Genomic DNA, 24,377 nt, shown 5'->3' on the forward strand with positions numbered 1-24,377 from the left:
TGGTGACGGTGCTGACTGATCTGGACAATCCGTTGTCTCGCAACACTCGTTAGGACTCGAGAGAAGTAGGCCGTTTTCGCCGACGTTTGATTTATTTAGGTTGGTAGACATAGTTCCACACCTCGCTTACTCGTTGTCCGTCCTGTTCGATATAAACGCGCATATCGACAGTTTTCTTTTCATCTGGCTTTAAAAAGAAAGTGGCCCGCCACTCTGCGCCGTCCGCCACTGGGTATAAACGCTGTTGAGATAGGCTCCCATTAGTACTTTGCACCACAAGCTTTGTCGTCTTATCCTCAAAATCTTTTTTTTCTGGCGCTAGAAAATCAACCGTAAACTGACGTGTCGTTGCCAATGACGCATCTTCAAACTCATCACCAGGTAATACTGCACTGCCTTGCCTTGTGCGCTGTACAGTCGCTAATGTGCTCTTAAATGGATGCTGCTCTACCGTCTTAAGCTCATAGGAGAAGTACATGGAATCACCTCTATTAAACGGCTCTTCTGGTGTCCAAAACGCGACAATATTGTCGTGAATTTCAGAGGTAGTCGGAATTTCAACCACTTCTAAACGTCCTTTGTGAAACCCTTCCTTTGGCGTAACCCAAAGGCCGGGTCGAATGTGATAATTCGCCTCAGCATCTAAGTAGCTATCCCACTGGCCATCTCGCTGCAACATACCAAAGCCTTTTGGCTCATTATCACTTAATGAGGTAATTTGTAAGCGAGACGGATTAGTGAGTGGCCTCCAGATCTCTTCATCAGCATGAGTGACCATTAACACACCATCGCTATCATGTACTTCAGGTCGGTAATCATCATGACGCTGTTGTGTATTTTCGCCGTATAAAAACATACTAGTAAAAGGAGCAACACCTAACTTCTTTATATCTTTTCGAGCAAAAAGCCAGCTTTCCACATCAACTGATGTATCTTTACCTGGCTCAATAACAAATTTGTAGGCGCCAGCCACAGAGGGGCTCTCCAAGCGGGCATAAATAGTGATCGGCTCATCTGTCTTTGAATCGCTTTTTTTAGGCTCGATAATCCAAAACTCGGTAAAATGAGGAAACTCTTCTCCCTCGTTCAACGCAGTATCAATAGCCAAACCTCTTGCAGAAATACCGTATACTTGGTTTTTACCCACTAAGCGAAAATAAGAAGCGCCTAAGAAAACGGCAAATTCATCTTTATACTCGTCACTTTTTATAGGGTAATGAACGCGGAAACCTGCAAACCCAGATTTTTCGTCAGTTAACCCCTTGAGCGCTGATGATTGTCCGTCGTAGCTGAACATCTTGCTATCAAATGCTAGCCGCTCTGGCGTATTGCTGCTGCCAATGGTATGAATGGTAACGGGGTACTCGTAAAGAAAACCGGGGTGGAAGAACTGCAGTTCGTAATCATTTTCTTTATGCCAAAGGCTTTGCTCCGGTTGAAAACGAATAGAACGATACGTTTGGTAGTCAATTTCTTTTAGTTTGCTGCTTAAATTGTGATCATCCCGAGTATAACTTCCATTTGCAGAAGTCTTAGCTGCATTAATGACCGATTGTAAAACCGGCGACGTTTTCTGCGGTTGATTATTATCGTTAACCGGTGTTGCCATTGCGGTTGGTATAACAAGAAACGCTAGAATACTAAAAACGTAAACCAACGCACGAGGCATCGCACAACTCATAGCTACGTGTTGCCTAACTAAATTTCGCATGATAATTGATAAACGTGGCATTGCCATTTTTCCTCTCCTTTGAGTAAGTGGGCTATTACATCTGCTTTATCTTTTTTAGCAGCAGAAAGGTGCTCTATTCCTTTCCTTTGAATTAACGCAGTGGGAGAAACCAAAGCTCTGCGTATACGCTCAAATGCAATAACACTTGCTGAGACTCAGCAAGAAACGCTCCAATGAGTTCAAAAAGGCAACTAAATAAATTAATAATTAATACTTTCAATACTTTAGAAAGAGAAAAAATTTCATCACGTTGGGTTTACTGATATTTACCAATTGAAAAGCCATGTCCATACAACAACCCGAATGAAAACTGTTGTTTTTTAGAGACAGTTTTCACATTTACTGTTTACGTCGCACCTCTTTTCTCTTACCCCATGTCTATTAACCACTTCACACAACAATATCTTTTCTATTATTTTCAATACTTTAAATATTTAAAAGCGTGTTGGCTTGCGCGTTAAAAGCGAGTTGGCAAAGGCATTGCAACTGCAATTGGACAGTGAGTAATAAGGTAGATTGAAAATAGGACGAAGATGACACGGCAAACAAAAATCTTCAGGTTTGCATGTCATCGTCACTTTTTATTCAGTCCACTATTTAGCTTAACGAACAGGCGCATTAAACCTTTTTAGCTGATGCAGCTTTAGGAATAAATCGACCTTAAATATGCTTGTTTTACAAAATAGGTACTGAACATACTAAGGAGTTATTAAATGAGCAAAGCAACCTCGCTCTTCGCTACACTTTTCGCAATTTCCGCCGCTGTTACCTCTACTTCGGCTTTAGCTGATAAGCCAGATTGGCGCTACGTTGAAGGTGGCTATACCAAGCTAGATTTTGACAATAATGAATCCTTCGAGCCGGATGGATTCGCAGCCAGCGGCAAATATCTGCTTAACAGCAATTGGTACTTAAACGGTGAATACAGTTTTTTTGAAGAAGGTAATTTCGATTTTGATATGTTAACCGTTGGTGCTGGCTATCGGCTTCCAGTGAATTCCACCACAGATGCCTACTTCGGCGCGAACCTTGAGCGTGTCGACGGCGACATAGATGATGACAATGGTTACAGTGTGAACGCTGGGCTTCGCTCTATGGTAACAGAGCAAATAGAATTGGCTGGTGAAGTTGGCTATTACGATGTAGATGGTGGTGAAGCAACCATTAAAGTTGGCGCAAATTACTACATTACCCCTCAGTGGGCTGTTGGTGCTAGCTATGAATTAATTAATGAGCTAGACGTTATGCAAGTAACAGCTCGTTACGCGTTTTAAACCTCCCTCTCCTCAGGAAGGTTAGCCGGGTTGCTCGACCCGGCTTTTTTTTCACGAATTTTTATTCAGCAACTTTGTCTTCCGGTAGCAAATCGTCTTTACGTTTTATATCTACACTTTCGTGTAATTCTGAATACACTAAAACCGCTTCACCCGACCTTAGACCATCGAGTACCTGCTGAACCTTAGTGTTAAAATCAGTTTCTTGCTCACCGTAATCTGTACCTTCTCGCAGCACAAACGACTCGGCCAAGCTATAAACCGTATCGGCTTCTAATGCATCGATTGGGATTATCATATTTGCTCCAAATACGTTACTTCAATTTCTCTTCTTCATAGCATTAGCGCGGACAAAAAGCCCTACTAGCTACGGTTTGAATAGCGACACGCTGTGTCTATTGGCAACACTTCACTGACAAACTGTCTCACTCTATCGTGAAGCCATACTCTAGGATTACATACAGAGCCTTGCATAAAACCTACATGCCCACCTCGTTCGCTTAGTTCAACGGTGACGCTCCTGGCTAGTTCTTCTTCTTTCGGCACAATGAGGTGATTCATGAAAGGATCGTCAATGCTATGCAGTACCAGCGTGCGACAGTGTATAGCGCTCAAAAAGTGATAAGCACTGCACTTCTCATAATAATCTTGCGCATCTTCAAAACCATGAAGTGGCGCCGTTATTTTCTCATCAAACTGCATAAAACTGGTAATATCGTCAACGTCTTCTTTGGTAAGCTGGATAAGCTTTCGATAGTCGATATATTCCATTTTTTGGCGCAGCGTGCTTTTCATGCTGTTTAACAAGTACCTTTGATAAACCCGAGAAAAGCCCTGATTTATCGATTTTGCACACTCCGCTAGTTTTAGCGGTGATGAAATGGCAACAGCGGCTTGGAGCCACTTCTGTGCTGGGTTTTCTCCTAACAGCTTAAGTAGCATGTTACCCCCTAGAGAAAAGCCAATAGCTACTTTTGGAATACGTGGAAACTTATCGCTAAGCCACTCTAAGAAAAAACAAGGATCGCCGGTTTCACCGCTATGGTAGGCCCGGGCGTTTAAATTTGGCACGCCACTGCAGCCGCGGTAGTGCATCATCACCACCTGCCAGCCGTTTACCGACAGCTGTGCCATCATATCGTTGGCATAGTGAGACTTAATACTGCCCTCTAACCCGTGAAAAAGAACAACAATGCCTGCTGTTTCCTGTGGTTTCGGGCCCCATGCTACGTCAACAAAGTCATCATCAGGAAGGGTTAATCGCTCCATTTGATAGGCCAATGGCAACCGTTTTTGAATAAACCGTGGCCATATTGTCTGCACGTGACGATTTTTAGCCCATCCAGGAACGGTGAAGCTACTTTTTATTATTTTTCCGTGTGCTCTCGCTGACTTACTCATTTTGGCTTCTTATTTTAATGCTTCTTTTTTTAGTGCTTCTTATTTCAATTGCCGTCTTAATCATTTCTTCACAACAAAAGCAGCTCAAGGGAGCTGGCTAACAAGCTGACTAACTAGACTTCGCGCCTCGCTGTTTTCCCTAAGCGAATAAACATTGATAAACGCTGCAATAGACGCATTTAAAATGCGTATACCATCTCCCGAAGGCTTGGCATGCATAAGGTGTACGTCTAATTGATTAAAAGCTTCGATAATGGCTTCTTGCTGCTGCTTCTCAAGCGCTAGCTCTTGCGTTTTTAGCAGCTCGTAAGTCTCAGCGTTTCTTTCACTGCTTGCACTACTTTCATCATTAGCGTTAGTCGAATTTTGCACCGTTGACGGATGCTCCGGTTTGGCCAACTTGCGTTTGTCTCTATGCAATTTTAATGCACTTTCACTTTTTGCCGCTGCTTCAATAACGGTTTTCAACTGGGGCAAATTAACAATGATATTGTTTTCTAAACACCAGCACACCAGTAAAAGTACATTCACGTTTACCCCATGCTGGTCTTGAAGCAGCAGCGCTAAAGGGGCTATATCACTGGTTGCATAGCGGCTAACGCTATATTGCCAAAACGTCTCACCATCAATGCTAACCATTTGCGATGTCATAAGCTTCCCGATGTTGTTCTATTTGCTCTTGGGCATCCAGCCATGCCATTTCCTCTTCTTCAATACGCTGCTTCAGTGAAGCCTGCTTATCGAGTAACGCCATAAGCTCAGATTTCTTATCCTCTCCGTAAAGACTGGTATCTGCCAATGACTCCTCTACATCTGATAGGGAAGCTGAATGGGCTTCCATATTCTTTTCATGCTTTTCTACGGCGCGCTTCAAAGGAGCGATCTGTTTTCTAAACTCAGCTGCTTTGCGCTTTTCTTCTTTGCGATCGAGTTTTCGCTCAGGCTTACTGATTTGCTCTCCTTGCGCTTCGTCTTTTGCATCTTGATTCGCTTTTGCCTTTTCAGCAGCCTGCTGTTTTAAGATCCAATCTCGATAATCATCTAAGTCGCCGGTGAAAGAGGCCACATGACCACTGTCCACAAGATAGAAGTCTTCGCACACCGAGCTCAGTAGAAACCTATCGTGCGATACCAGCACCATAGCGCCTTCAAAGCCTTGCAGGGCAATATTAAGGGCATGACGCATTTCTAAATCAAGGTGGTTCGTCGGTTCATCTAAAAGCAGTAAATTTGGCTTTTGATACACAATTAACGCGAGCACCAAGCGCGCTTTTTCACCACCAGACATGGGGGCAACAGGCGCGAGTGCTTCGTCGCCATTAAAGCCAAATCCGCCCAAATAATCTCGCAACTGCTGCTCGGTGGCTTTTGCATCTAGTCGCTGTAAGTGAAGTATGGGGGTGGCATTGGGATCTAAGGTTTCTAGCTGATGCTGAGCGAAATACCCAATTTTAAGCCCTTTCGCTGTATTGAATATGCCTTGCTTAGGCGCATGCACGCCTGCCAGCAACTTTATCAGCGTTGACTTACCTTGGCCGTTTCGACCAAGCAGGCCAATTCGGCTACCTGGCACCAAGTTAAGTTTCACCTGCTCTAGCACGGTATGTTCGCCATAGCCTAACTGCACTTTTTCCATTTGCACTAGCGGGTTTGGCAACGCTGATGGAGGCGCAAATGAAAAGCTAAAAGGGCTAGCCATGTGCGCAGGTAGAAGAGTTTCCATCTTCTCAAGCTGTTTGATACGGCTTTGTGCTTGCTTTGCTTTACTCGCTTTAGCCTTAAAGCGTGTAATAAATGAATTCAGATGAGCGACTTTTTGCTGCTGCTTATCATACTCAAGATTTTGCAAGCGAATACGTTCAGCACGCTGCGTTTCAAAAGCAGAATAGTTCCCCGTATAAGTCACTAGTTTTTGTTGCTCTACACTGATAATTTGAGCAACCGTATTATCGATAAATGCCTTATCATGAGAAATAAGTAGCAAGGTACCAGCGAATCGCTGTAGCCATTTTTCAAGCCAAATAACCGCATCTAAATCTAAGTGGTTGGTTGGCTCATCAAGTAATAGTAAGTCTGAAGGGCACAACAAGGCCTGCGCCAAGTTTAAACGCATACGCCATCCACCAGAAAAGTCGGTAACGGGGGCAGTAAGCTGTGAGTTGGTAAAGCCTAAACCTGAGAGAATAGTGGCCGCACGAGACTCAACATCATAAGCACCTGCCTGTTCTAACTGTCCGTGAATTTGGCCAATCTGTACGCCGTCTTCTTTCTGTTCGGCTAACGCAAGCTGCGCCTGAAGCGTGCGCAAGTGTTTATCGCCGTCCACCACATAATCAATGGCTCGCCTGTCTGTTGCCGGCGTTTCCTGAGCCACGCTAACTATTCGCCAGTCGCCAGGTACGCTGCAATCACCAGCATCAACCGCTAGCTCGCTGCGCAACAGGGCAAATAAAGTCGATTTTCCACACCCGTTGCTGCCTATCAACGCCACTTTATGACCAGGAAATACCTGAGCAGATGCGCCTTCTAGCAGCATTTTTCTGCCGCGTAATAGCGATACATTTGAGAGCTTTATCATGACTTACCTACGCTGGGACAACTTCGGGCGCGCATAATAGCAAAAACTTAAAGTAAAAGCTGATCAACGCAACGTGTTTAGCGGTATAATAAGGGCATCGCATCAAAAGGTATAGATATGTCAAAATCAGTAAGACGCCGCTTCGTCGCTGGCGCAACGTGCCCAAAGTGCAAAGAGTTAGATACGATTTCTCTATATTATGAAAATAATGTGGAAAAGTTAGAGTGTGTAGCGTGTGGTTACAATGAAGCACAAACCGACGAAAAGGTAAGCGCGGTAACAAGAGAAAGTGAAAACGTTATCGGCATCTTTAAGCCTCACTAGTAAAACTAGCTTGGTGCTCTGAGCTTAAGATAACGTTTTCACATGCTGGCTGCATGCTCTATGCCTGTGTATTACTGCGGATTTACCTTTGGGCTAGCGCTTAGCATTTAAGCCGGACGCTTGGGCCGGACAAGTGAGCTAAAAACTTTACCTATCGCTGCGAACGCAATTCGAAAAAGTTATACAATTTCACAAAGGTAAGGCCTGAGCTAACACCTATTATAAAATGAATAAACAGCTGGGGAATTGCGCTATCCAACCCAGTCACAATATTTGTAACAGGTGAGATAGCGATACCTATACCTACAGCACCTAGTAATGAATAAAATGTTGTTAACACTTTAGTCAGTCCAAGCAACACTGAAAAAGTACGCTAAAGCAGCGCCTGCGGCTCCGCCAACAGCCCCCATTGGACCACCTGCAAGCCCAGCTATTCCTCCCCCTATAGTCTGCGCTGCAAGATCACCGACCTCAAAGTCCCCCCAACAAAATTCCGCACATCCCCCACTAACTGCCATTAAATCTGTATTGTTTAAAGTTTGCATTTTTCTCTCCATAGAAAACTAAGGTAGCTTTATTGCTACCTCAAGAGAGTGACATAAAAACTCTTCCGTTAAACCTGACCATTAGAACTAAAATGATGCAAAGCAGATAAATATATGATGTGAAGTATTACGTGGCTTCTAACTGAGAACCGCTATTTACAGATGATTTTTACGCTATATGGTGCAGCTGTCACCGCAATCGTTGGCTCCATCTCGCATGCCCTCAATAGCTTGGTTGTCTTTTTCATCTTTTTTGGCCTGGTTTTCAGCCATCGACCTTTCCACTGAATCAAAGTCAATATTATCAAGTGCATCTATGTCAAATGCATCCATATTAAAATCGCTCATTTCTTAAACTCTCTATTGCTGAACAAGCTGTGCTGGACTTGCTCCTTGTGAACTACGCAGCGGCTAAAAACCACTGAATTTTCTCGATATTCAATCGATAAATTAAAAGTGAGGCGGCGGTGTTTCCTCAGACTCTTTCGCCATATTTGATGGCTCGATAGACTTAACTCTATCCACAACATGACGAACTTTAAACAACAAGTCATCTAACTGCTTTTGCTGAGAGGACAAAGCGTCGTTTAATGAGTCAATGGTGTACTCTTGAAAAGCTACTTTGGTTTGCAGTTCTTCAATACTTTCATGGGCGCTGTCCAACTGCGCCTGTAGTTTTGCCAGTCGCTTGTCTTCATCTTTATGGGTGTTTGTCATCGCGCTCTCTATGGTTTTTTGCTGCTTAGCACACGTTTTATAACGCGTTGCTGCAAATGATGTTGCTACTACTGGCTATCGCTCTCGCTGCCACACTTCGGCTAAGCCACTGCTACTTTCTGTGACTATGTTACCATTTGGCAAGAACCCAACGCCATACACAACTGAGGTAGGTGGCGATATTGTTTCACGCACCGCTACTTGAATAGACTGAATTTGATCGCCCGTTTCAATATCCCACAGATACGCTTTTCGTGATGGCGAACCGGTAAGTAAATACTTACCGTCTTTTGAAAACTCCACATCGGTAAATATTTTTTGCCGCGCAATGTAATTTAGGCTGCTCACGGGTTGCCCGGTTTGCACATTCCAGATTTGCGACTTACTTTGACTATCGGCAGTAAACGCAAATCGACCTTCATCATCCAACGCAACCTTTGTAACCCGAGTAGGGTGAGTAAACGTGTGTAAAATTTGTCCAGTCTCTGTGCTCCATAAGTACGCAAGATAGTCGTTACCACCAGTAAGCGCATACTTGCCATTTGGCGAGATATCAATCGAGTTCACTTTTTCCTGATGTCCCAAAAACTCAAGACGCCGCTGGGTACTGGGCTCAAAAAACATGACTTTGCCGCTTGAGCGGGCAACGAGTATTCCTCTGCCATTATTGGTAACGGCTACATCTCTTATGTTCGATTCATCTATTCGCCAAAACCCAACCGGCTCGCCAGTTTCCATATCCCACAAAGCAAACGCAACTCTGTCTGCGGTAACAACAAATCGCTTGTCTGCGCTGATATGCACCGACACTACAAGATTATTACCTTCGCTTTGATGCCCCCAACGATACAGAGGTTCGCTATCACCAATACGCCACACGTTAATACCGTTATCTACTCCAGAGACAACGGCAATGGTCCCGTCTGCGGAAATGTCTGCCGCAAATGCACCTTCTTCAACATGACGCCACTGCTTTAATGGCGTAGTATCAGGAACCGTACACCCTACGGATCCGCAAATAGCTGTGATGAGTAATAATAATCTCAGGAACATTTTGGACCTAAACATAATCAAATGGGTTTCGCTTTGTAAACGCTACGTTTAACATAGCACGGATATCGCATCTTTAACTATCGTGCGCACTGCCTTAGATGCAGCAGTATAGACATTGAAGCATGATGATAAAAATTATTGGAGACGTTTTATGCAGAAGTCGCTCGTTGCCTTATCAACACTAGCTGCGCTTGGACTATTCGCTTGCCAGCCTAATACTTCAGATGAGGCTAAAACTGCCAGCGCAGACAATGCCAACGCATCTTCTGTTGCAGCAGAAGAAATGACAGATACGCAAAAGCAAGCATACGCAATGGGTGCAAGCATGGGCTTATTTGTGACTAATCGAGCTGAGCAGCAAGAACAACTTGGTTTAGCGCTAGATCAAGACGCACTTAAGCAAGGCTTTACTGACGGTTTAAACGACACGCTTAAGTTTACGCCAGAGCAGATCCAACAAATTGCTCAACAAGGCGAAGAAATGTTGCGTACTAAGCAACAAGAAATGGCGGCACAAGCGGCAGAAAAGAATATTGAAGCCGGTGTTGCGTACCTTGCAGAAAATGCAGAGCGCGATGGCGTAACCACTACCGAATCAGGCTTACAATACGAAGTGCTTGAAGAAGGTGAAGGCAACAGCCCTGCTGCTACTGACATGGTTAAAGTACATTACCGTGGCACCTTGCTAGATGGCACTGTTTTCGACTCATCATATGACAGAGGCGAGCCAGCTGAATTTCCACTAAATCGTGTTATTCCTGGCTGGACTGAGGGTGTTCAATTAATGAAGGAAGGTGCTAAATACCGCTTCCATATCCCGTCAGAACTTGCCTACGGTGAGCGTGCTACTGGAGCGATTACGCCAAACTCAACACTTATTTTTGATGTTGAGCTGCTTGAAGTAAAAGCACCAGCAACAGAAGCACCAACTGAGTAAAAATTTGCTGGTTAAGGGGAAGTTAACTTCGTCTTAAAACTAGAGCCTGTTGAAAAGAGAAAGCCGACGCTAATTTACGTCGGCTTTGTTGTTTTAGTGAGTCAGCTAGTTCCATGCCTACCTTTCCCTATGAGCGAGTGGTGTTCAACCACGTCTGTATCCAATTAGTAAAGTGGATATTTCAATGTGCTAGGTGCCTCGAATCACCCTTTAACTATAGTACAAGGATTTGAATTATCACCTTTGAAGCGGGCTTTTTTTGTAACTTTTTCGACTTAAACTGCGGTGGTTAGACTGTTTTGATTTAAAGCTCAAAACTCAACCCAGCTCAGTACTGTCTACTCCGTCCTTGGCTGGCTGCTCCTCTCAGGGCGCTCTAGCGCCCGGGGCTGCGGCGGCGCTCGGTGTGCGACTTAAAGCTGGCGAAGTGCTTAAGCAGTGACTGTCCTGTTTTATACATTGCTATGCCTGCAAATATGTAGAGAACAGTCTGAATACTTTCTAAACGTACGATCATATCTAAAAAAGCGTAAAATAGGAATAGCCCACCGGTTAGAAGCACCATAAACCCGAGTATGGTACCGCTCACATTGAGCGAATCATTGTGGGGTTTTTGACGATAAAACACGGATAATTTGTTTTGCATAACACCATCCTTACATTGTTCGCTATTTATACTTTGACAAGTGAGTAAAAGTTTATGTTCATTGATTCACCGAAACTTTTCGTTTTTATAATTTGCTCACTATTCTGAGCATTGCTGAGGGAATGTTGATTTCATGTCTTCCGCTATCACCCTTTTGTGAAGGGCTTTTTGCAATAATAGGGGATTGCGTTTTTTGTTATTACCCACATACAGTAGAAAAACATCGACTATTCATTGACGGGATATTGTGAAGACTCCACTTATCACTCGAAAAGGCTACACTCAACTCAGGAACGAACTAGATGTGTTGTGGCGTAAGGAAAGGCCAGAAATAACCCGCAAAGTCACATGGGCAGCCAGCCTTGGCGATCGCAGTGAAAATGCTGACTATCAGTACAATAAAAAGAAGCTGCGTGAGATAGATCGTCGTGTTCGTTACTTAAGAAAATGCTTAGAAAACCTGAAAGTGGTGGATTACGATCCTCAACAAGAAGGTAAGGTATTTTTCGGCGCTTGGGTAGAAATAGAAAACGAAGCGGGCAAGGTATTAAAGCTCAGACTGGCTGGTTACGACGAAATTTTTGGTCGTAAAGACTATATTTCTATCGACTCACCAATGGCAAGAGCGCTTTTAGGAAAAGAAGAAGAGGACGAGTTCGTAGTGAAAACTGAGACCGACATAAAGGAATGGTGGATAAACAGAATTTGGTACGACCCCACCGATAAAATTTAGCGCCATGCCTAACACGAACCGTTAGCTAACGGATGATAAGACGACTTTTGCAACGTGACGATGCTATACTCGCCGTTATTATTTCCAATACAAACACTGCATTACGAGCGTTAAGTTCTTGCAGGTTTCTCGCTTTTATCAAAAGCGCATCAATAGTATTTTGGGCTATATATGATTATCAATAAAATTGCTGAAGAACTTTCAGTACAAGCGTCGCAAGTCAACGCAGCAGTAAGACTTCTCGATGGAGGGGCGACTGTCCCTTTTATTGCTCGTTACCGAAAAGAGGCCACTGAAGGGCTCGACGATACGCAATTGAGAAATTTAGAGCAACGGCTCACCTATTTGCGTGAACTTGAAGAACGCCGCGACGTTATCCTTCGCTCTATTGACGAGCAAGGTAAACTTACCGACGAGTTAAAAGCCAATATTGGCAATGCCGATAGCAAAACTACGCTTGAAGACTTATATCTGCCGTTTAAACCTCGTCGTCGCACCAAAGGGCAGATTGCGATTGAAGCAGGCTTATCGCCATTGGCTGATGTGTTATTTAACAACCCCGACACCAACATCGAAGAAGCAGCAAACCGATTTATAGACGCAGAGAAAGGGGTAGCCGATACAAAAGCGGCTTTGGAAGGCGCTCGCTTTATCTTGATGGAACGCTTTGCTGAAGACGCAGCGCTGCTAGGAAAAATACGTCAGTACCTAACTGAAAACGCGCACCTGAAAAGCGTGGTTGCCGCCGGAAAAGAGCAAGAGGCGGCAAAATACAAAGACTATTTTTCTCATAGCGAAAAATACAAAGGGGTGCCTTCACACCGGGCACTCGCTATGTTTAGAGGCCGTAACGAAGGATTACTGCATATTCAGATAGATGCAGACCCTCAGCAAGAAGAAAAAGGGCCATCTCATTGCGAGCATATTATTGCCTCGCATTACGCGATTACTCATCGCGGACGTTCCGCCGACGATTTTTTAGCGCAAGTTGTACAGTGGACGTGGAAAATTAAAATTGGGCTTCATATGGAAACCGAGCTTTTCAGTGCCTTACGAGAGCGTGCTGAAAAAGAGGCCATTGATGTATTTGCCAAAAACCTAAACGACTTGTTAATGGCCGCGCCGGCTGGTGCTAAAACAACAATGGGACTCGATCCTGGCTTGCGTACTGGGGTAAAGGTAGCCATTGTAGATAGCACCGGAAAAGTATTAGCGACCAACACAATATTCCCTCATGCACCGCAAAACCAATGGGACAAATCAAGTCGCACACTTGCCACATTATGCAAACAATATAAAGTCGATCTTATTAGTATTGGTAATGGCACTGGCTCTCGGGAAACTGATAAGCTCGTTGGCGAAGTTTTGAAGAGTAATCCCGATCTTGGCGCACAAAAAATCATGGTGAGCGAAGCAGGTGCTTCAGTGTATTCGGCATCAGAACTGGCATCAAAAGAGCTGCCATCCCTCGATGTTTCTCTACGTGGCGCGGTTTCTATTGCACGTCGTTTACAAGACCCACTGGCGGAGTTGGTAAAAATTGAGCCTAAGGCGATTGGCGTAGGCCAATATCAGCATGATGTAAGCCAAAGTCAGCTTGGGAAGTCACTAGACCGCGTTATTGAAGATTGTGTGAACGCAGTCGGTGTTGATTTAAATACAGCATCACCTGCTTTGCTGAGTTATGTTTCAGGACTAAATAAGACATTAGCGCACAATATTGTAAAATTCAGAAACAGCAAGGGCGCGTTTTCAAACCGTAAAGATTTGTTAAGCGTTGAACGTTTAGGCCCTAAAGCTTATGAACAAGCAGCTGGTTTTTTACGCATTGTAAACGGAAGTAACCCACTAGATGCCTCTTCGGTTCACCCTGAAGCTTATCCTGTGGTAGACAACATTGTGGATACGGCAGCAGTGGCGGTAAATGACCTTATTGGGAATACAGAACTTCTGAAGAGCTTGTCTCCCGAGACGTTTACTAATGATGACTTCGGTATTCCTACGGTTAGAGACATATTTAAAGAGCTTGAAAAACCAGGTCGCGACCCTCGTCCAGAATTTAAAACGGCCTCATTTAAAGAAGGCGTAGAAAAAATTACCGACTTAACGCCGGGAATGATCCTTGAAGGCGTGGTAAGTAATGTAGCCAACTTTGGCGCTTTTGTAGATGTAGGTGTTCACCAAGATGGCCTAGTGCATATTTCAGCACTGACCAACAAGTTTATCTCAGACCCTCGCGAAGTGGTCAAAGCAGGTGACATTGTCAAAGTAAAAGTGATGGAAGTGGATGTGGCGCGTAAACGCATTTCATTTACCATGCGCCTTGAAGATACGCCCATGCCGTCTGGCGGCGATGCTAACAACGCCAGAGACAGTCGCTTAAAGCAGGATAAAGGGCCACGTTCAAATCACAATGTGCATAAGGGCGATCAGCGAGGCGGACAACATCGCAATGCAAAGCCTCAACAAAATAGTGCAATGGGCAACGCCTTTGCTGATGCACTTGCGAAAGCTAAAAAGTAAGTAAGGACTTTCTGTAACGTAAAAAAGGGGCTTAGCGGAAACGCAAAGCCCCTTTTTTTATGTTAGCCGTTAAGCTTGTAGTGAAAGACCTTCACGGGATGGTGTGTAAGCTTGAGTGTAGAGATTTTGAATGCGACCTATGCGCGCCTGCATGGCGCTGCTCTCTTGTGACTCTAACGACTTAACTTCTGACGCCTGTGCTTGAGACGTGAAGTTAGCTTCATCTAAACGTCTGGTAGGGGTGTCCACCCCTGCGCTATCAGTAATTTCATCAATACTCGGTGGAGCCACATCTATAGCGGGAAGAGTAATTTCGCTAGGGTTTAACGCGCCAACACCCTGAGCGCCTATACCTTGAGAGCTAGGACCTTGAGCGCTAGGACCTTGACCGCTAGGCTCTGATTCACTTACAGCGCCATTGGCACTAACACCTTTGACAGAATTAACACCTTCTACAGTGCTAGCGTCGTCACTAGACTGTAACGTGTCTCGGTTTTCTTTTGCTATGTCGTTGCGAGCATCAAACGCTTTTTGCGCAGCTTCTGCCGCGACTTTCAAATCTTGAGAAGATGGCTGTGCCGGCGCTAATGCTGCTGCTCTTACTTGCTGCATTTTACGCAACGTTTGTTCGGCAGATGGCTCCTCTGAGATATCTATTGATACCTCTCCGCCGGTAACATAACGCTTATTATCTGGGCCTGTTGTGTATTCGTATTGTGGAGAACCAGCGTATTGTCCGCCAGTAGCAGCATGCGCTTGCTCGTGGGTACGCACTTCTTGGTCTCTGGCTTTGAGATCCTCAATTTCCTGTTTATCTTCTTCCGTTAGTACTGGCTGTGCAGATTGCTGCTGGTTTCTTTGTTCTTGCTCAGCGCCTTCTTTGCCCGCACTTTCATCTTGCCCGTTGTCCTTTTCTTGGCCAAAAACATTTTGAAACGCAGCTTGAAGGTCTGTCTGAATTTGTGGACGGTCGTAGGTGACAGGAGGTTGAGGTAAACCTGGGCTACGTGCCTTATCAGCCTCTGAACCCAGGCCTTTTTGCGACTCGCCTTGCTCTGCATCGCCGGTTTTTGGAATAGTTTCGCGCTGAACGTTATCTCGACGGGCAGACTCAGTGTTCGTATTCGCAGTGGGATACGCTATAGCGGTAAGAATAGGCGCTACAAAATTCACTGGTGTGTTCCTACGCTAGTGTGTCGATAATGGTGCCAAGCGTATCGTTTGCCACATCAAGTACTTTTGCCGATGCCTGTGCATTGAGACTGTTGACGTTGAGCGAGATAAGGTCGGAAGTAATATTAGCGGGCGCTTTTTGTGATGAATTCGGTAAAGAGCCGCTCTGTATGTACCGCCTAACTCTTGCTGGCGACCTGCAGTCTGTTGGGCGATATTGGACGCAGCCTGCGTCATACCATCGCTGGCACGCTGCAAACCGAATTGTCCTGCAGAAAACGCAGAATTGAGTGTGACGCCACTTACATCAGACATATACTTCTCCTACCCTCTTATGTGCAATTATTAACCAATAAGAGGAAAAGATAAAGTACTCACGGGGGCTTTAGCACTAAGTCCCTGTACCTGTAGTGAATTTTTGTACGGCCGCTTTTACCTAAAGCGGCTTAAGGGCGAACACGATGACGACTACGACGCCCTCTGCTGCTGTAGATTGGCCACGAAACTCGTTACTATGTCAGCAGTTTGCTGTGGATGTGAGATAAACGGAGCATGAGAGGCATGGGGCAAAACCACTGCATCGGCCTGCGGGTGAAGCTCACAAATCCGGTCTATTCCCGCAGTGGGAACAAGACTATCTAATCGCCCATATAATCGAAGCGTTGGGACCGATATACGACCAACAACTTGCCTTAAATCTTCATTTGCAAGAATACCAAGCCCGCGCTTTAACGCTTCTTCTGCTGGCTCAGGATACTGTGTAACATGTTCTCTTATTGTCTTGATATCATTTTTCGCCGTCGCACTTCCCATCGCTTGAATAGCAAGAAAACGCTCTAAGGTTTTGCTGTAGTTCTTTTCCAGCTGGGCTTCAAACATAGTGAGTAAATCTTTTGCAATACCGGGCCAACAAGGTCCAGCGCTGAAGCGAGGCGTTGAAGCAATTGTAATAAGACCTGTTAATTGTTGCGGCGCTTCAATGGCTATTTTTTGCGCAACCAAACCACCTAATGACCAACCTGCCAATACACAATGCTCGGGTAAATGTGTGCTAATCATGTTTGCCAATGACTCTACGGTATAGGGAACAGGAAGGTGATGTGCATTTTCACCAAATCCAGGCAAGTCGATGGTGGTAACACGAAAGTGATCTTGCAAATAAGGAATAAAGGAAGAAAAAGCACCGCTGTTCATTCCCCAGCCGTGAAGAAGTACTAGGTCCGCTCTCGAATCGTTGAGATCAGTACCATGAGTACGGGTGACAAGCGCGTCGTTTGTCTGCAAACTTTCCATTTTACACCTCTTGTTCGTGAGTCGTGTCGTGAGCGAAAAAAGACAATGTAGAAAAAGGCCAATCTTTTACGGTGAATAGCACTTTAATAAATAGCGCTTTAGTAAAAAGCACATTGAACAAAATACGTTTAAAAACTGGTGGAGTCTTCGATGAACCTTTCATGCCTACTATGTTATCAGGCAAGTCCTGCGCCAGTGTGTCAATGGTGTGAGTCCGACCTCTTTTTTTTCAACGATGACATACACGGAAACAACCTTCTGGAATTTGGCCCAGTGGGACGCCACGTCACTCATAGGCACTATCACTCATTGTCCGTTCTGGGACTCCACACGTGGCCAATGTCATCTTTAATTCATCAGTTTAAGTTTATGCATTCTCTCGCTGCAGGCAAGATGTTAAGCCAGTGGTTCGTCGATAAAAAGCAACACTGCACACTTCCAGTGCCTGATTTGCTTCTTCCCGTACCCATTAGTGCATGGCGACTTGCCAAACGGCATTACAATCAAGCCAGCGTTATGGCCGAATTTATTGGTAAGGGCTTAGGTATTCCGTGCCTGCATCAGTGGGCCATAAGAACAGGTTCAAGCACTCAGCACCAGCTATCAAAATCACAAAGGAAAAAAAACGCTGAGCATGCATTCGCATTGACATCACGTGCTATGAGTAAAGTTGTCACGGAAAAAAGTGATGAGTTTGTTGTGGCTATTGTAGATGACGTAGTTACAACCGGCGTGACAGTAAACGTGCTTAGCAGATTATTGCTACATCGCTTCCCAAAAGTCAAAATACAAGTGTGGGCGATGACATTTACCCCACCGCCTAAAAGCACCTTATACCATTATTAATAAAGACATGACGGCGCTAACAAACGCTAACCTCGCCACGTCTTAAATTGCTCTTTTAGCCGCTTATTTTAACGACTTATTTAACCACTCACTTAAACGCTATTAGCGGATGAAGTGAGACTGATAAATAGCATTCGCTAACATCTTGTTAGTGCCATACCAATAGCCTCTAAACTGAGTGTTATCCGTAAAGCCTATAACAACACCGCGCCCTAGCTTCTCTGCAATAACCGCTGGCGTTTCGGCTAATAGCGCAACCATGGCTGTATCACTGAATCCTGCCATTAGTGGGCCTTTTGTATAACGCGCCGGAGTGGTAAAGGGCGAATACTCATTTTTCACAATCATGTTGCTCGTTTTAAACAGCGGCAGCGTGTTGTTGGTGTAGCCGTAAAACAGTGGATGCGTGATGTCAATATTGGCCTCGTAAATTGCGCCCGCAACTAGCTTTTTAGCATAAAGCGCCGAACCATCACCGTATGCAAGACTACTTTCATCATAGGCATTATCCACAACATCGCGGTTTACAACGTCAATGTCTAACCAGTTGTTATCAGCAAAATAACGTAACGCTGACTTTTGACCTATGGCAACACCACCGGCCTCAACCCAACGCTTCAGTGCTAGGCCCTGTGTTTCAGAAAAGTCGTAGCGACCGTTAGGGAAGATAATGTGCGTATAGGTAACGCTGTTATCGCGCAATGCGTTTAGCAAGTTTTGTTGCTCTACAATACTCGCTGACAGTCCAATTTTGGTGTCGAAATAATGCCAAATTTCACCCACATCGTATTCACGAGTGCCTTCACCGCCCACAATAATAACCCGCGGCTCTTTAATGGGCGCCATACTGCGGCTGCCTAAGTCACTACCTGTAGGTGTTAAACCACTTTTTAAGCTATGCACCGGCACCTGCATTTTCTGCGATACTCCCTCGATAATCGCTGCAATGTTGGCAGGCTGCTCAAGACCTGTAGGTACAACAATACTGCCCGCTGGGAACTCTACCACGCTGTTGTCAAACTTCACGGCTGCAAAAGGCTTCTCTGAACTTCTCACCTGAACGCCTGCTTCTAAAAGCGATTGTAGTAACGCAGGGGAAAAATACGGCTGCCATGAGAATGCGTATGCGTAGGCGTCGCCGTTTATCTCAGGGAGCGCTAATGCCGCTAAGCTTCCGTCGTATTGTGCAGCAGTTGTGCGCTTTGTCCCGCGCATATCGCTCTTTTCTACAGGGGAATAATCAAGGTTAAACGCAAGCGCTAAGTTCCACGTAGACACATCGTAAAACGTATTGTTCTCAAAGGATGTTTGTGTTGAAAAAATCGATTTTACTAAGCGGTATTGAGGCTGCGCCGTCGGTACGAAAATAGCGTTGTTGGCCTTATAACTAACATCGTTAATAGTGGCGTTTTTGGTCATCACATCATAGGTGATACCGTGCTGGTCTAGTAAGTGAGTAAACGCCAAAAAGCGTGCACTGTCGTTTGATGCACTAACCACAAAACCGAAGGTTTCATCATCTTTTGCCAACGCCTTTGTGCTATTTACAAAGCCCGCTTGGTAATCAAGTATGGCCGCTTTATTAGCGATTGCGCCTCTAAACGTACTGAGCGACGTGGTAATTTGATTTTCGATAGTATCGCTGAAGGCCAAGTCGCCATTAATAGAAGACTGCAGGTGACCGCGCGAGCTCGCTTGCTCAAAAAGGATCCCAATGCTGCCATGTAAGTCTGGGTACGTAGAGCCTTTCCCCGCATAAAAATCATCAAATGCTTCTTCGGTAAAATAAAGCTGGCCTTTGGCATCAAATGCCGCCGCATGGTGATCAGCAATGGCTTCAGTAAGCGTCACGTTTTCATCTGGGGTAAGCGGATTTTTGCGCGAGCGTACACCGGGTTGGAAGAAATAGGTGCTGTCGGTCCCCATTTCGTGGAAGTCGGTTAATACGTGGGGACGCCACTTGTGAAATTGCTTAATTCGCGCTTGAGATTCCGGATGCGCCAAAAGCAGCCAATCGCGGTTTAAGTCGAACCAATAGTGATTTGTTCTGCCTGAAGGCCAGCCTTCGTCGTGCTCTCTATGATTACTGTCGGCAACTAGCTGTTTACCCTTATGCATATTTGCCCACTGAGCAAAACGAGACAGTCCGTCGGGGTTGAAAGACGGGTCGAGCAGCACAATATTCTTATTTAACAACTCGTCGATTTCTTCACCTTGACCCGCTGCAAGATAATAGGCGAGGGCAAGGGACGCATTCGCACCTGAGGGCTCGTTTCCATGAATGCTGTAACCCATGTAGAAAATTAGAGGAGCATCGCTTGAAGGAACATTTCCTTTATCTAAAATCTTGATGTGTGCATCTCGCATGGCATCGAGATTGTCACGGTTTGACGGTGCGGTAATGGTGAGTAGCAACAAGGGACGGTTTTCGTGGGTACGTCCGGTTTCCTCAATGGTGATACGGTCAGATTTTTGCGCTAACGTGTACATGTAATTAACTAACTGATCATGACGTACATGCCATTCGCCAAGATGAGCCCCTAAAACCGACTCGGGTGTAGGAATAGCAGGGTCGTAGGTTACCGTTTTAGGTAAATAGGCCTGTACAGGCATTCCGCCTTTATCAGGCTCAATGGTAATTGTTGATGCGCTTGCAGACATACACACAAGTGAGCTTATCAATATCGCGGTCATCCGTCGAAGGTGTGTTTTTTTGGCGGTGTTATACAAATTCGCTAGCATAGCGCTTCCCCGTCTTGTTGTTTCATAATGGCATGTTGAAAGTAAGGTTTTAACTATCAACATGTTCTAAATTTTTAATTAATACTTGACTGTTTTAGTCAGGTAAATTTGGTACAATGCACCAAATTTTGAACACTTTTTGAATACTATAGGACTTGCCGATGATAACTATATCAGAAGAAGCCCAGTCTCACTTCGCAAAACTGCTGAGTAAACAAGAGTCTGGCACGAATATTCGTGTATTCGTCGTAAACCCAGGCACCTCGTCGGCTGAATGTGGTGTGTCTTATTGTCCGCCAGATGCCGTCGAGGACACTGACACTAAACTAGAGTTTAACGGTTTTGATGCCGTTGTTGACGAAGAGAGCGCGCCGTATCTCGAAGAAGCTGAAATTGATTATGTAACCGATCAAATGGGCTCCCAGCTTACGTTGAAAGCACCTAACGCCAAGGCAAGAAAAGTAGCCGATGATGCGCCTCTTGTAGAGCGCATAAATTATATGATTGAATCAGAAATCAATCCTCAGTTGGCTAATCATGGTGGCCAGGTTGTACTGACGGAAATTACTGATGATGGCTTCGCTATCCTCCAATTTGGCGGCGGTTGCAACGGTTGCTCAATGGTAGATGTTACCTTGAAAGACGGCATTGAAAAGCAAATGCTTGAGCAATTCGCTGGTGAATTAAACGGCGTACGGGATGCTACAGAGCACGAAGCTGGCGAGCACTCTTACTACTAAATCTGGCGCAGGTGTAACACTTGATACCCACACCAGATATTCACACAAGCTGGCAGCGATTTAAAATAGGCCTCACTATTTTCGTTGCTGGCGCTGTGCTACTTTTTTCCATCAGTGATATCCATATTGCCCTTCACTATGTCTCTCTAGCGGTATTGCTATGTGGCTTTGCTTATTCTATGTGGGGCTATCTGGGTATTTTTTTGCAACGCTTTGCTTCGTTGAAAAATGCCAAACGGCCACCTGAGGGTTAAAGCTCTGCAGATCTCAACGTTTGATGATCTAAAGCCTCCAAACGCAATGCCACGGCGTAGTCATTTAACACTCAGCGATGACATATAACGTGTCAACAGAGTCTGGCTACACCACCTTTTTTGAATTTGCATTGTCCTTTCTTTCATTTCCCTCATCTTGTGGGCTTCACGCTTGCATTTTGACACTTGCATTTTGGCACTTGCATTAACCTGTAGTACGTTGCAATGTTCTTAATAACACCCCATTCACCATTAGATAATATTTGATGAAAAAGTTAGGCCTAATTGGCGGCATGAGCTGGGAATCAACAGTGAGTTATTATCAGATGATAAATCGCGCTGTAAACGAAAAACTTGGCGGCTTTCACAGTGCTAAAATTCTGCTTAGCAGCGTAGACTTTGCTGAGATAGAGCGTTTGCAACGCGCTGAAGCGTGGTCTGAAATGTCAGAATTACTGCGCCGTGAAGCCAAGGCTCTAGCTATGGCCGGCGCAGACGCTATTGTGATTTGTACCAATACAATGCACAAAGTCGCTGATCAGGTGGCAAGCAACCTATCCATTCCTTTATTACATATTGCAGACGCAACTGGCGAAGTGCTCGTTAACGATAGCGTGAAAAAGGTAGGTTTGCTTGGCACAAAATTCACCATGGAACAGACTTTTTATACCGAACGCTTAATGTCGAATTTTGATATTGATGTGGTTATTCCACCGCAACATGAGCGGGACATTATTCACAACGTCATTTATGAACAATTATGCAAGGGCGTGATTTGCACTGAGTCTCGTAAAGCGTATATTAACATTATCGACGGACTTGCATCTGAAGGTGCAGAGGGCGTAATTCTTGGCTGCACTGAAATTGCATTGCTAGTACAACAAAGCCATACCGCAATCCGCCTTTACGATACAACCGCTATACACGCTACTGCTGCCGTCGATTTTGCAGTGGAGGTATAAACGCGCCACAGAATAATAAATTAATCATTCTGTTATTGAGGGCACTTCGCTCCTAATAGTCTGATTTTTTATAAATAATAAAAGAGGACACAAGATGTTTAGCCATTTAATGATAGGTGCAAACGATCTAGACGCATCTAAAAAGTTTTATGATGCCACGTTAGCCGTGTTTGGTTATGACGCCGGCGTTTATGATGAGCACGGTCGCTTATTCTATTTCACGCCAAAAGGGATATTAGCACTGACAAAGCCCATTAATGGCGAAGAAGCCACTCACGGCAACGGCTCTACAATAGGCTTAGCCGCGAGCTCGCCAGAATTAGTTGATGAATGGTTTAAGGTAGGTAGTGAAAACGGTGGCGTGGTGTGTGAAGACCCACCGGGCATTCGTGGTAATGACGACCGCCAGCTATACCTTGCTTACTTACGTGACCCAACGGGTAACAAGCTTTGCGCCACCCATATCATTAAAAAGTAGCGCGCTAACGACTTAGGCGCAGTGAGCATGCTCTTACTGCGCTTATCCTTACTGCGCAAACCCTATTCGATGCTAGGCTATGAATCACTTTTACACAGTTGGTCGTTAGCTGCTAATCGATTAAAGCTTGCACCTAACGTTATACCTCTAGCAAACAGAAAAGCTATCAATGCGTACCACAAGCTTGCATTCCCCGCTTGCTGGGTAAAAAACCATATTGGAAAATACACACAAAGTGCACTAATAACCATGGTGTTGCGCATAGATGACGCCCTCGTTAACCCAACAAATACACCATCAAACAAAAAACACCAATGCGCCAATACCGGCAGCAACACCATGAGTGGAAGATAAGGTAGCGCAGCGTCAACGATGTCGCCATGTTCAGTAAGCAAACGGATAATCCCGTCGCCAAACGCATAGAAAACCAGGCTATAGGCAATGGCAAACAAGGAAGACCAAAATAGCCCTTGATAGGTTCTTCGCTTAATTTCATCAGCGTCTTTCGCCCCTTTTGCCTCGCCCACAAGCGCTTCAACACCGTAGGCGATGCCATCTAGCCCCAGCGCAATCAGTACGAAAAACTGCATTAAAATGGCGTTAACGGCGGCGGATGTTTCGCCATATCGCGCCCCTTGAATGGTCAGAAAGGCTAGGCAACCTTGCAGTGCCAAATTGCGAATTAACATATCCCCGTTGAGCTTCATTAACACTCTGCGCGCCGCGCGGTTAAACCAGGCTCGGGCAATATGCACCCCCTTCACTTGATTGAGGGCAAGATAAAGTGCCATCGCCATCATGCTGTACTCAGCAATGACGCTGGCAAGAGCAACACCGGCCACAGAAAAGCCAAGCCCGTAAACAAAAGCGATATCTAATCCAGCATTTAGCAAATTACCCATTATTTGAATAATCATTACCTGCTTGGTTTTTTGCTGCCCCACCAGCCAGCCTATTAACACTAAATTAAGCATGGCTGCTGGAGCGCCCCAAACCCGAGTACTAAAATACGCATTTAGGTAGTTAGCCACGCTGTCATTTGGCTGAGTTAACGCTAAGCCAGCATGCAGTATGGGCTGCTGTAGTAGCAAAATAATAAGACCGAGGATGCAAGAAAAGGCAGTGGTTTGCCAAAGTACTTTGGCAGACTCTACTTTGGGATTGCCGCTTCCTTTTGCCTGCGCACTCAACCCTGTGGAAGACATACGCAAAAAGCCGCAAACCCAGTAAATTTGAGTAAGAATAAGTGCTCCGATTGAGGCACCGGCTAACATTGCCGGCACTTGCATATGGCCTAATACCGCGGTGTCGACTAAACCCAAAAGCGGTGTGGTAATATTGGCTAAGATCATGGGCAGTGCGAGTGCAAGCAAACGTGTATGATCAAACCACAATGGTGTTGGCTGTCCGGTGGCAGTTGACATCA

At 45.1% G+C, this 24,377-nt stretch carries 25 protein-coding genes; 10 read left to right on the forward strand and 15 right to left on the reverse strand.

All coding sequences use genetic code 11. The features are described 5' to 3' along the window. Positions 1-91: 91 nt before the first annotated feature. A complete protein-coding gene (locus tag ACOJR9_RS18375) occupies positions 92-1,738 on the reverse strand; it encodes a glucan biosynthesis protein (protein ID WP_420934316.1) in 1,647 nt (548 codons plus the stop codon). 707 nt (positions 1,739-2,445) lie between these two features. On the opposite strand from ACOJR9_RS18375, the gene ACOJR9_RS18380 reads away from it, so the two are divergent. After that, a complete protein-coding gene (locus tag ACOJR9_RS18380) occupies positions 2,446-3,006 on the forward strand; it encodes an outer membrane beta-barrel protein (protein ID WP_420934317.1) in 561 nt (186 codons plus the stop codon). A gap of 61 nt (positions 3,007-3,067) precedes the next feature. Here the strand turns inward: ACOJR9_RS18380 and ACOJR9_RS18385 are convergent, their stop codons facing one another. From ACOJR9_RS18385 to ACOJR9_RS18400, 4 genes are all read right to left on the reverse strand, one after another. After that, the gene (locus ACOJR9_RS18385) at positions 3,068-3,304 is read right to left on the reverse strand and encodes a YheU family protein (protein ID WP_420934318.1); all 237 of its coding nucleotides are present in this window, start codon (positions 3,302-3,304) and stop codon (positions 3,068-3,070) included. A gap of 65 nt (positions 3,305-3,369) precedes the next feature. Then, on the reverse strand, positions 3,370-4,407 hold the full coding sequence (locus ACOJR9_RS18390; protein ID WP_420934319.1) for a hydrolase: 1,038 nt from the start codon (positions 4,405-4,407) through the stop codon (positions 3,370-3,372). An 84-nt stretch (positions 4,408-4,491) separates the two neighbouring features. Continuing rightward, positions 4,492-5,058, reverse strand: a complete 567-nt coding sequence (locus tag ACOJR9_RS18395) for a TIGR02444 family protein (RefSeq protein WP_420934320.1) — start codon at positions 5,056-5,058, stop codon at positions 4,492-4,494. Further along, on the reverse strand, positions 5,039-6,985 hold the full coding sequence (locus ACOJR9_RS18400) for an ATP-binding cassette domain-containing protein (RefSeq protein WP_420934321.1): 1,947 nt from the start codon (positions 6,983-6,985) through the stop codon (positions 5,039-5,041). Before ACOJR9_RS18400 ends, ACOJR9_RS18395 begins: the two co-directional genes overlap by 20 nt. A 117-nt stretch (positions 6,986-7,102) precedes the next feature. Here ACOJR9_RS18400 and ACOJR9_RS18405 point away from each other — a divergent pair, with 117 nt between their 5' ends. Next, positions 7,103-7,309, forward strand: a complete 207-nt coding sequence (locus ACOJR9_RS18405) for a YheV family putative zinc ribbon protein (RefSeq protein WP_269518120.1) — start codon at positions 7,103-7,105, stop codon at positions 7,307-7,309. A gap of 341 nt (positions 7,310-7,650) precedes the next feature. Here the strand turns inward: ACOJR9_RS18405 and ACOJR9_RS18410 are convergent, their stop codons facing one another. The 4 genes from ACOJR9_RS18410 to ACOJR9_RS18425 form a co-directional block, all read right to left on the reverse strand. Continuing rightward, positions 7,651-7,854, reverse strand: coding sequence for a hypothetical protein (locus ACOJR9_RS18410; protein WP_420934322.1), 204 nt, complete (start codon positions 7,852-7,854; stop codon positions 7,651-7,653). 174 nt (positions 7,855-8,028) lie between these two features. Continuing rightward, on the reverse strand, positions 8,029-8,202 hold the full coding sequence (locus ACOJR9_RS18415) for a hypothetical protein (protein WP_420934323.1): 174 nt from the start codon (positions 8,200-8,202) through the stop codon (positions 8,029-8,031). Positions 8,203-8,304: 102 nt separating this feature from the next. Further along, the gene (locus tag ACOJR9_RS18420) at positions 8,305-8,571 is read right to left on the reverse strand and encodes a SlyX family protein (RefSeq protein ID WP_420934324.1); all 267 of its coding nucleotides are present in this window, start codon (positions 8,569-8,571) and stop codon (positions 8,305-8,307) included. 75 nt (positions 8,572-8,646) lie between these two features. Then, positions 8,647-9,624, reverse strand: a complete 978-nt coding sequence (locus tag ACOJR9_RS18425) for a WD40 repeat domain-containing protein (protein ID WP_420934325.1) — start codon at positions 9,622-9,624, stop codon at positions 8,647-8,649. A gap of 151 nt (positions 9,625-9,775) precedes the next feature. On the opposite strand from ACOJR9_RS18425, the gene fkpA reads away from it, so the two are divergent. After that, complete coding sequence (gene fkpA, locus ACOJR9_RS18430; RefSeq protein ID WP_420934326.1) at positions 9,776-10,561, forward strand: FKBP-type peptidyl-prolyl cis-trans isomerase; 786 nt, start codon at positions 9,776-9,778, stop codon at positions 10,559-10,561. Between the two features lie 376 nt (positions 10,562-10,937). Here fkpA and ACOJR9_RS18435 read toward each other — a convergent pair whose 3' ends face one another. Continuing rightward, complete coding sequence (locus tag ACOJR9_RS18435; RefSeq protein ID WP_420934327.1) at positions 10,938-11,207, reverse strand: hypothetical protein; 270 nt, start codon at positions 11,205-11,207, stop codon at positions 10,938-10,940. 247 nt (positions 11,208-11,454) lie between these two features. Between ACOJR9_RS18435 and greB the strand changes: the two genes are divergently transcribed. Continuing rightward, the gene (gene greB / locus ACOJR9_RS18440) at positions 11,455-11,940 is read left to right on the forward strand and encodes a transcription elongation factor GreB (protein WP_420934328.1); all 486 of its coding nucleotides are present in this window, start codon (positions 11,455-11,457) and stop codon (positions 11,938-11,940) included. Positions 11,941-12,111: 171 nt separating this feature from the next. Further along, entirely contained in the window at positions 12,112-14,463 is a 2,352-nt protein-coding gene (locus ACOJR9_RS18445) for a Tex family protein (RefSeq protein WP_420934329.1), read from the forward strand. 69 nt (positions 14,464-14,532) lie between these two features. Here the strand turns inward: ACOJR9_RS18445 and ACOJR9_RS18450 are convergent, their stop codons facing one another. The 3 genes from ACOJR9_RS18450 to bioH all read right to left on the reverse strand — a co-directional run bounded on the left by ACOJR9_RS18450 (position 14,533) and on the right by bioH (position 16,929). Continuing rightward, positions 14,533-15,636, reverse strand: a complete 1,104-nt coding sequence (locus ACOJR9_RS18450; RefSeq protein ID WP_420934330.1) for a putative metalloprotease CJM1_0395 family protein — start codon at positions 15,634-15,636, stop codon at positions 14,533-14,535. A gap of 15 nt (positions 15,637-15,651) precedes the next feature. Then, on the reverse strand, positions 15,652-15,951 hold the full coding sequence (locus tag ACOJR9_RS18455) for a hypothetical protein (RefSeq protein WP_420934331.1): 300 nt from the start codon (positions 15,949-15,951) through the stop codon (positions 15,652-15,654). A 153-nt stretch (positions 15,952-16,104) separates the two neighbouring features. Next, the gene (bioH, locus tag ACOJR9_RS18460) at positions 16,105-16,929 is read right to left on the reverse strand and encodes a pimeloyl-ACP methyl ester esterase BioH (RefSeq protein ID WP_420934332.1); all 825 of its coding nucleotides are present in this window, start codon (positions 16,927-16,929) and stop codon (positions 16,105-16,107) included. Positions 16,930-17,268: 339 nt separating this feature from the next. Here bioH and ACOJR9_RS18465 point away from each other — a divergent pair, with 339 nt between their 5' ends. Continuing rightward, positions 17,269-17,775 carry a ComF family protein gene (locus ACOJR9_RS18465; protein WP_420934333.1) on the forward strand — a complete coding sequence of 169 codons (507 nt, stop codon included), beginning with the start codon at positions 17,269-17,271 and terminating at the stop codon, positions 17,773-17,775. A 102-nt stretch (positions 17,776-17,877) separates the two neighbouring features. On the opposite strand, the gene ACOJR9_RS18470 is transcribed toward ACOJR9_RS18465, so the two are convergent. Then, on the reverse strand, positions 17,878-20,469 hold the full coding sequence (locus ACOJR9_RS18470) for a M14 family zinc carboxypeptidase (RefSeq protein WP_420936177.1): 2,592 nt from the start codon (positions 20,467-20,469) through the stop codon (positions 17,878-17,880). Between the two features lie 209 nt (positions 20,470-20,678). On the opposite strand from ACOJR9_RS18470, the gene nfuA reads away from it, so the two are divergent. The 4 genes from nfuA (at position 20,679) to ACOJR9_RS18490 (ending at position 22,951) form a co-directional block, all read left to right on the forward strand. Then, positions 20,679-21,257: a Fe-S biogenesis protein NfuA gene (gene nfuA / locus ACOJR9_RS18475; RefSeq protein ID WP_163106077.1), complete on the forward strand. Its 579-nt coding sequence runs from the start codon at positions 20,679-20,681 to the stop codon at positions 21,255-21,257. Between the two features lie 20 nt (positions 21,258-21,277). Then, positions 21,278-21,511 carry a hypothetical protein gene (locus ACOJR9_RS18480; RefSeq protein ID WP_420934334.1) on the forward strand — a complete coding sequence of 78 codons (234 nt, stop codon included), beginning with the start codon at positions 21,278-21,280 and terminating at the stop codon, positions 21,509-21,511. A 266-nt stretch (positions 21,512-21,777) separates the two neighbouring features. Further along, on the forward strand, positions 21,778-22,473 hold the full coding sequence (locus ACOJR9_RS18485) for an aspartate/glutamate racemase family protein (protein ID WP_420934335.1): 696 nt from the start codon (positions 21,778-21,780) through the stop codon (positions 22,471-22,473). Between the two features lie 94 nt (positions 22,474-22,567). After that, the gene (locus ACOJR9_RS18490; protein ID WP_032095298.1) at positions 22,568-22,951 is read left to right on the forward strand and encodes a VOC family protein; all 384 of its coding nucleotides are present in this window, start codon (positions 22,568-22,570) and stop codon (positions 22,949-22,951) included. 77 nt (positions 22,952-23,028) lie between these two features. Here the strand turns inward: ACOJR9_RS18490 and ACOJR9_RS18495 are convergent, their stop codons facing one another. Further along, positions 23,029-24,375, reverse strand: coding sequence for an MATE family efflux transporter (locus ACOJR9_RS18495; protein WP_420934336.1), 1,347 nt, complete (start codon positions 24,373-24,375; stop codon positions 23,029-23,031). Positions 24,376-24,377 lie beyond the last annotated feature (2 nt).

This window comes from Alteromonas ulvae (assembly GCF_048987005.1).
Taxonomy (GTDB): Bacteria; Pseudomonadota; Gammaproteobacteria; order Enterobacterales; family Alteromonadaceae; genus Alteromonas.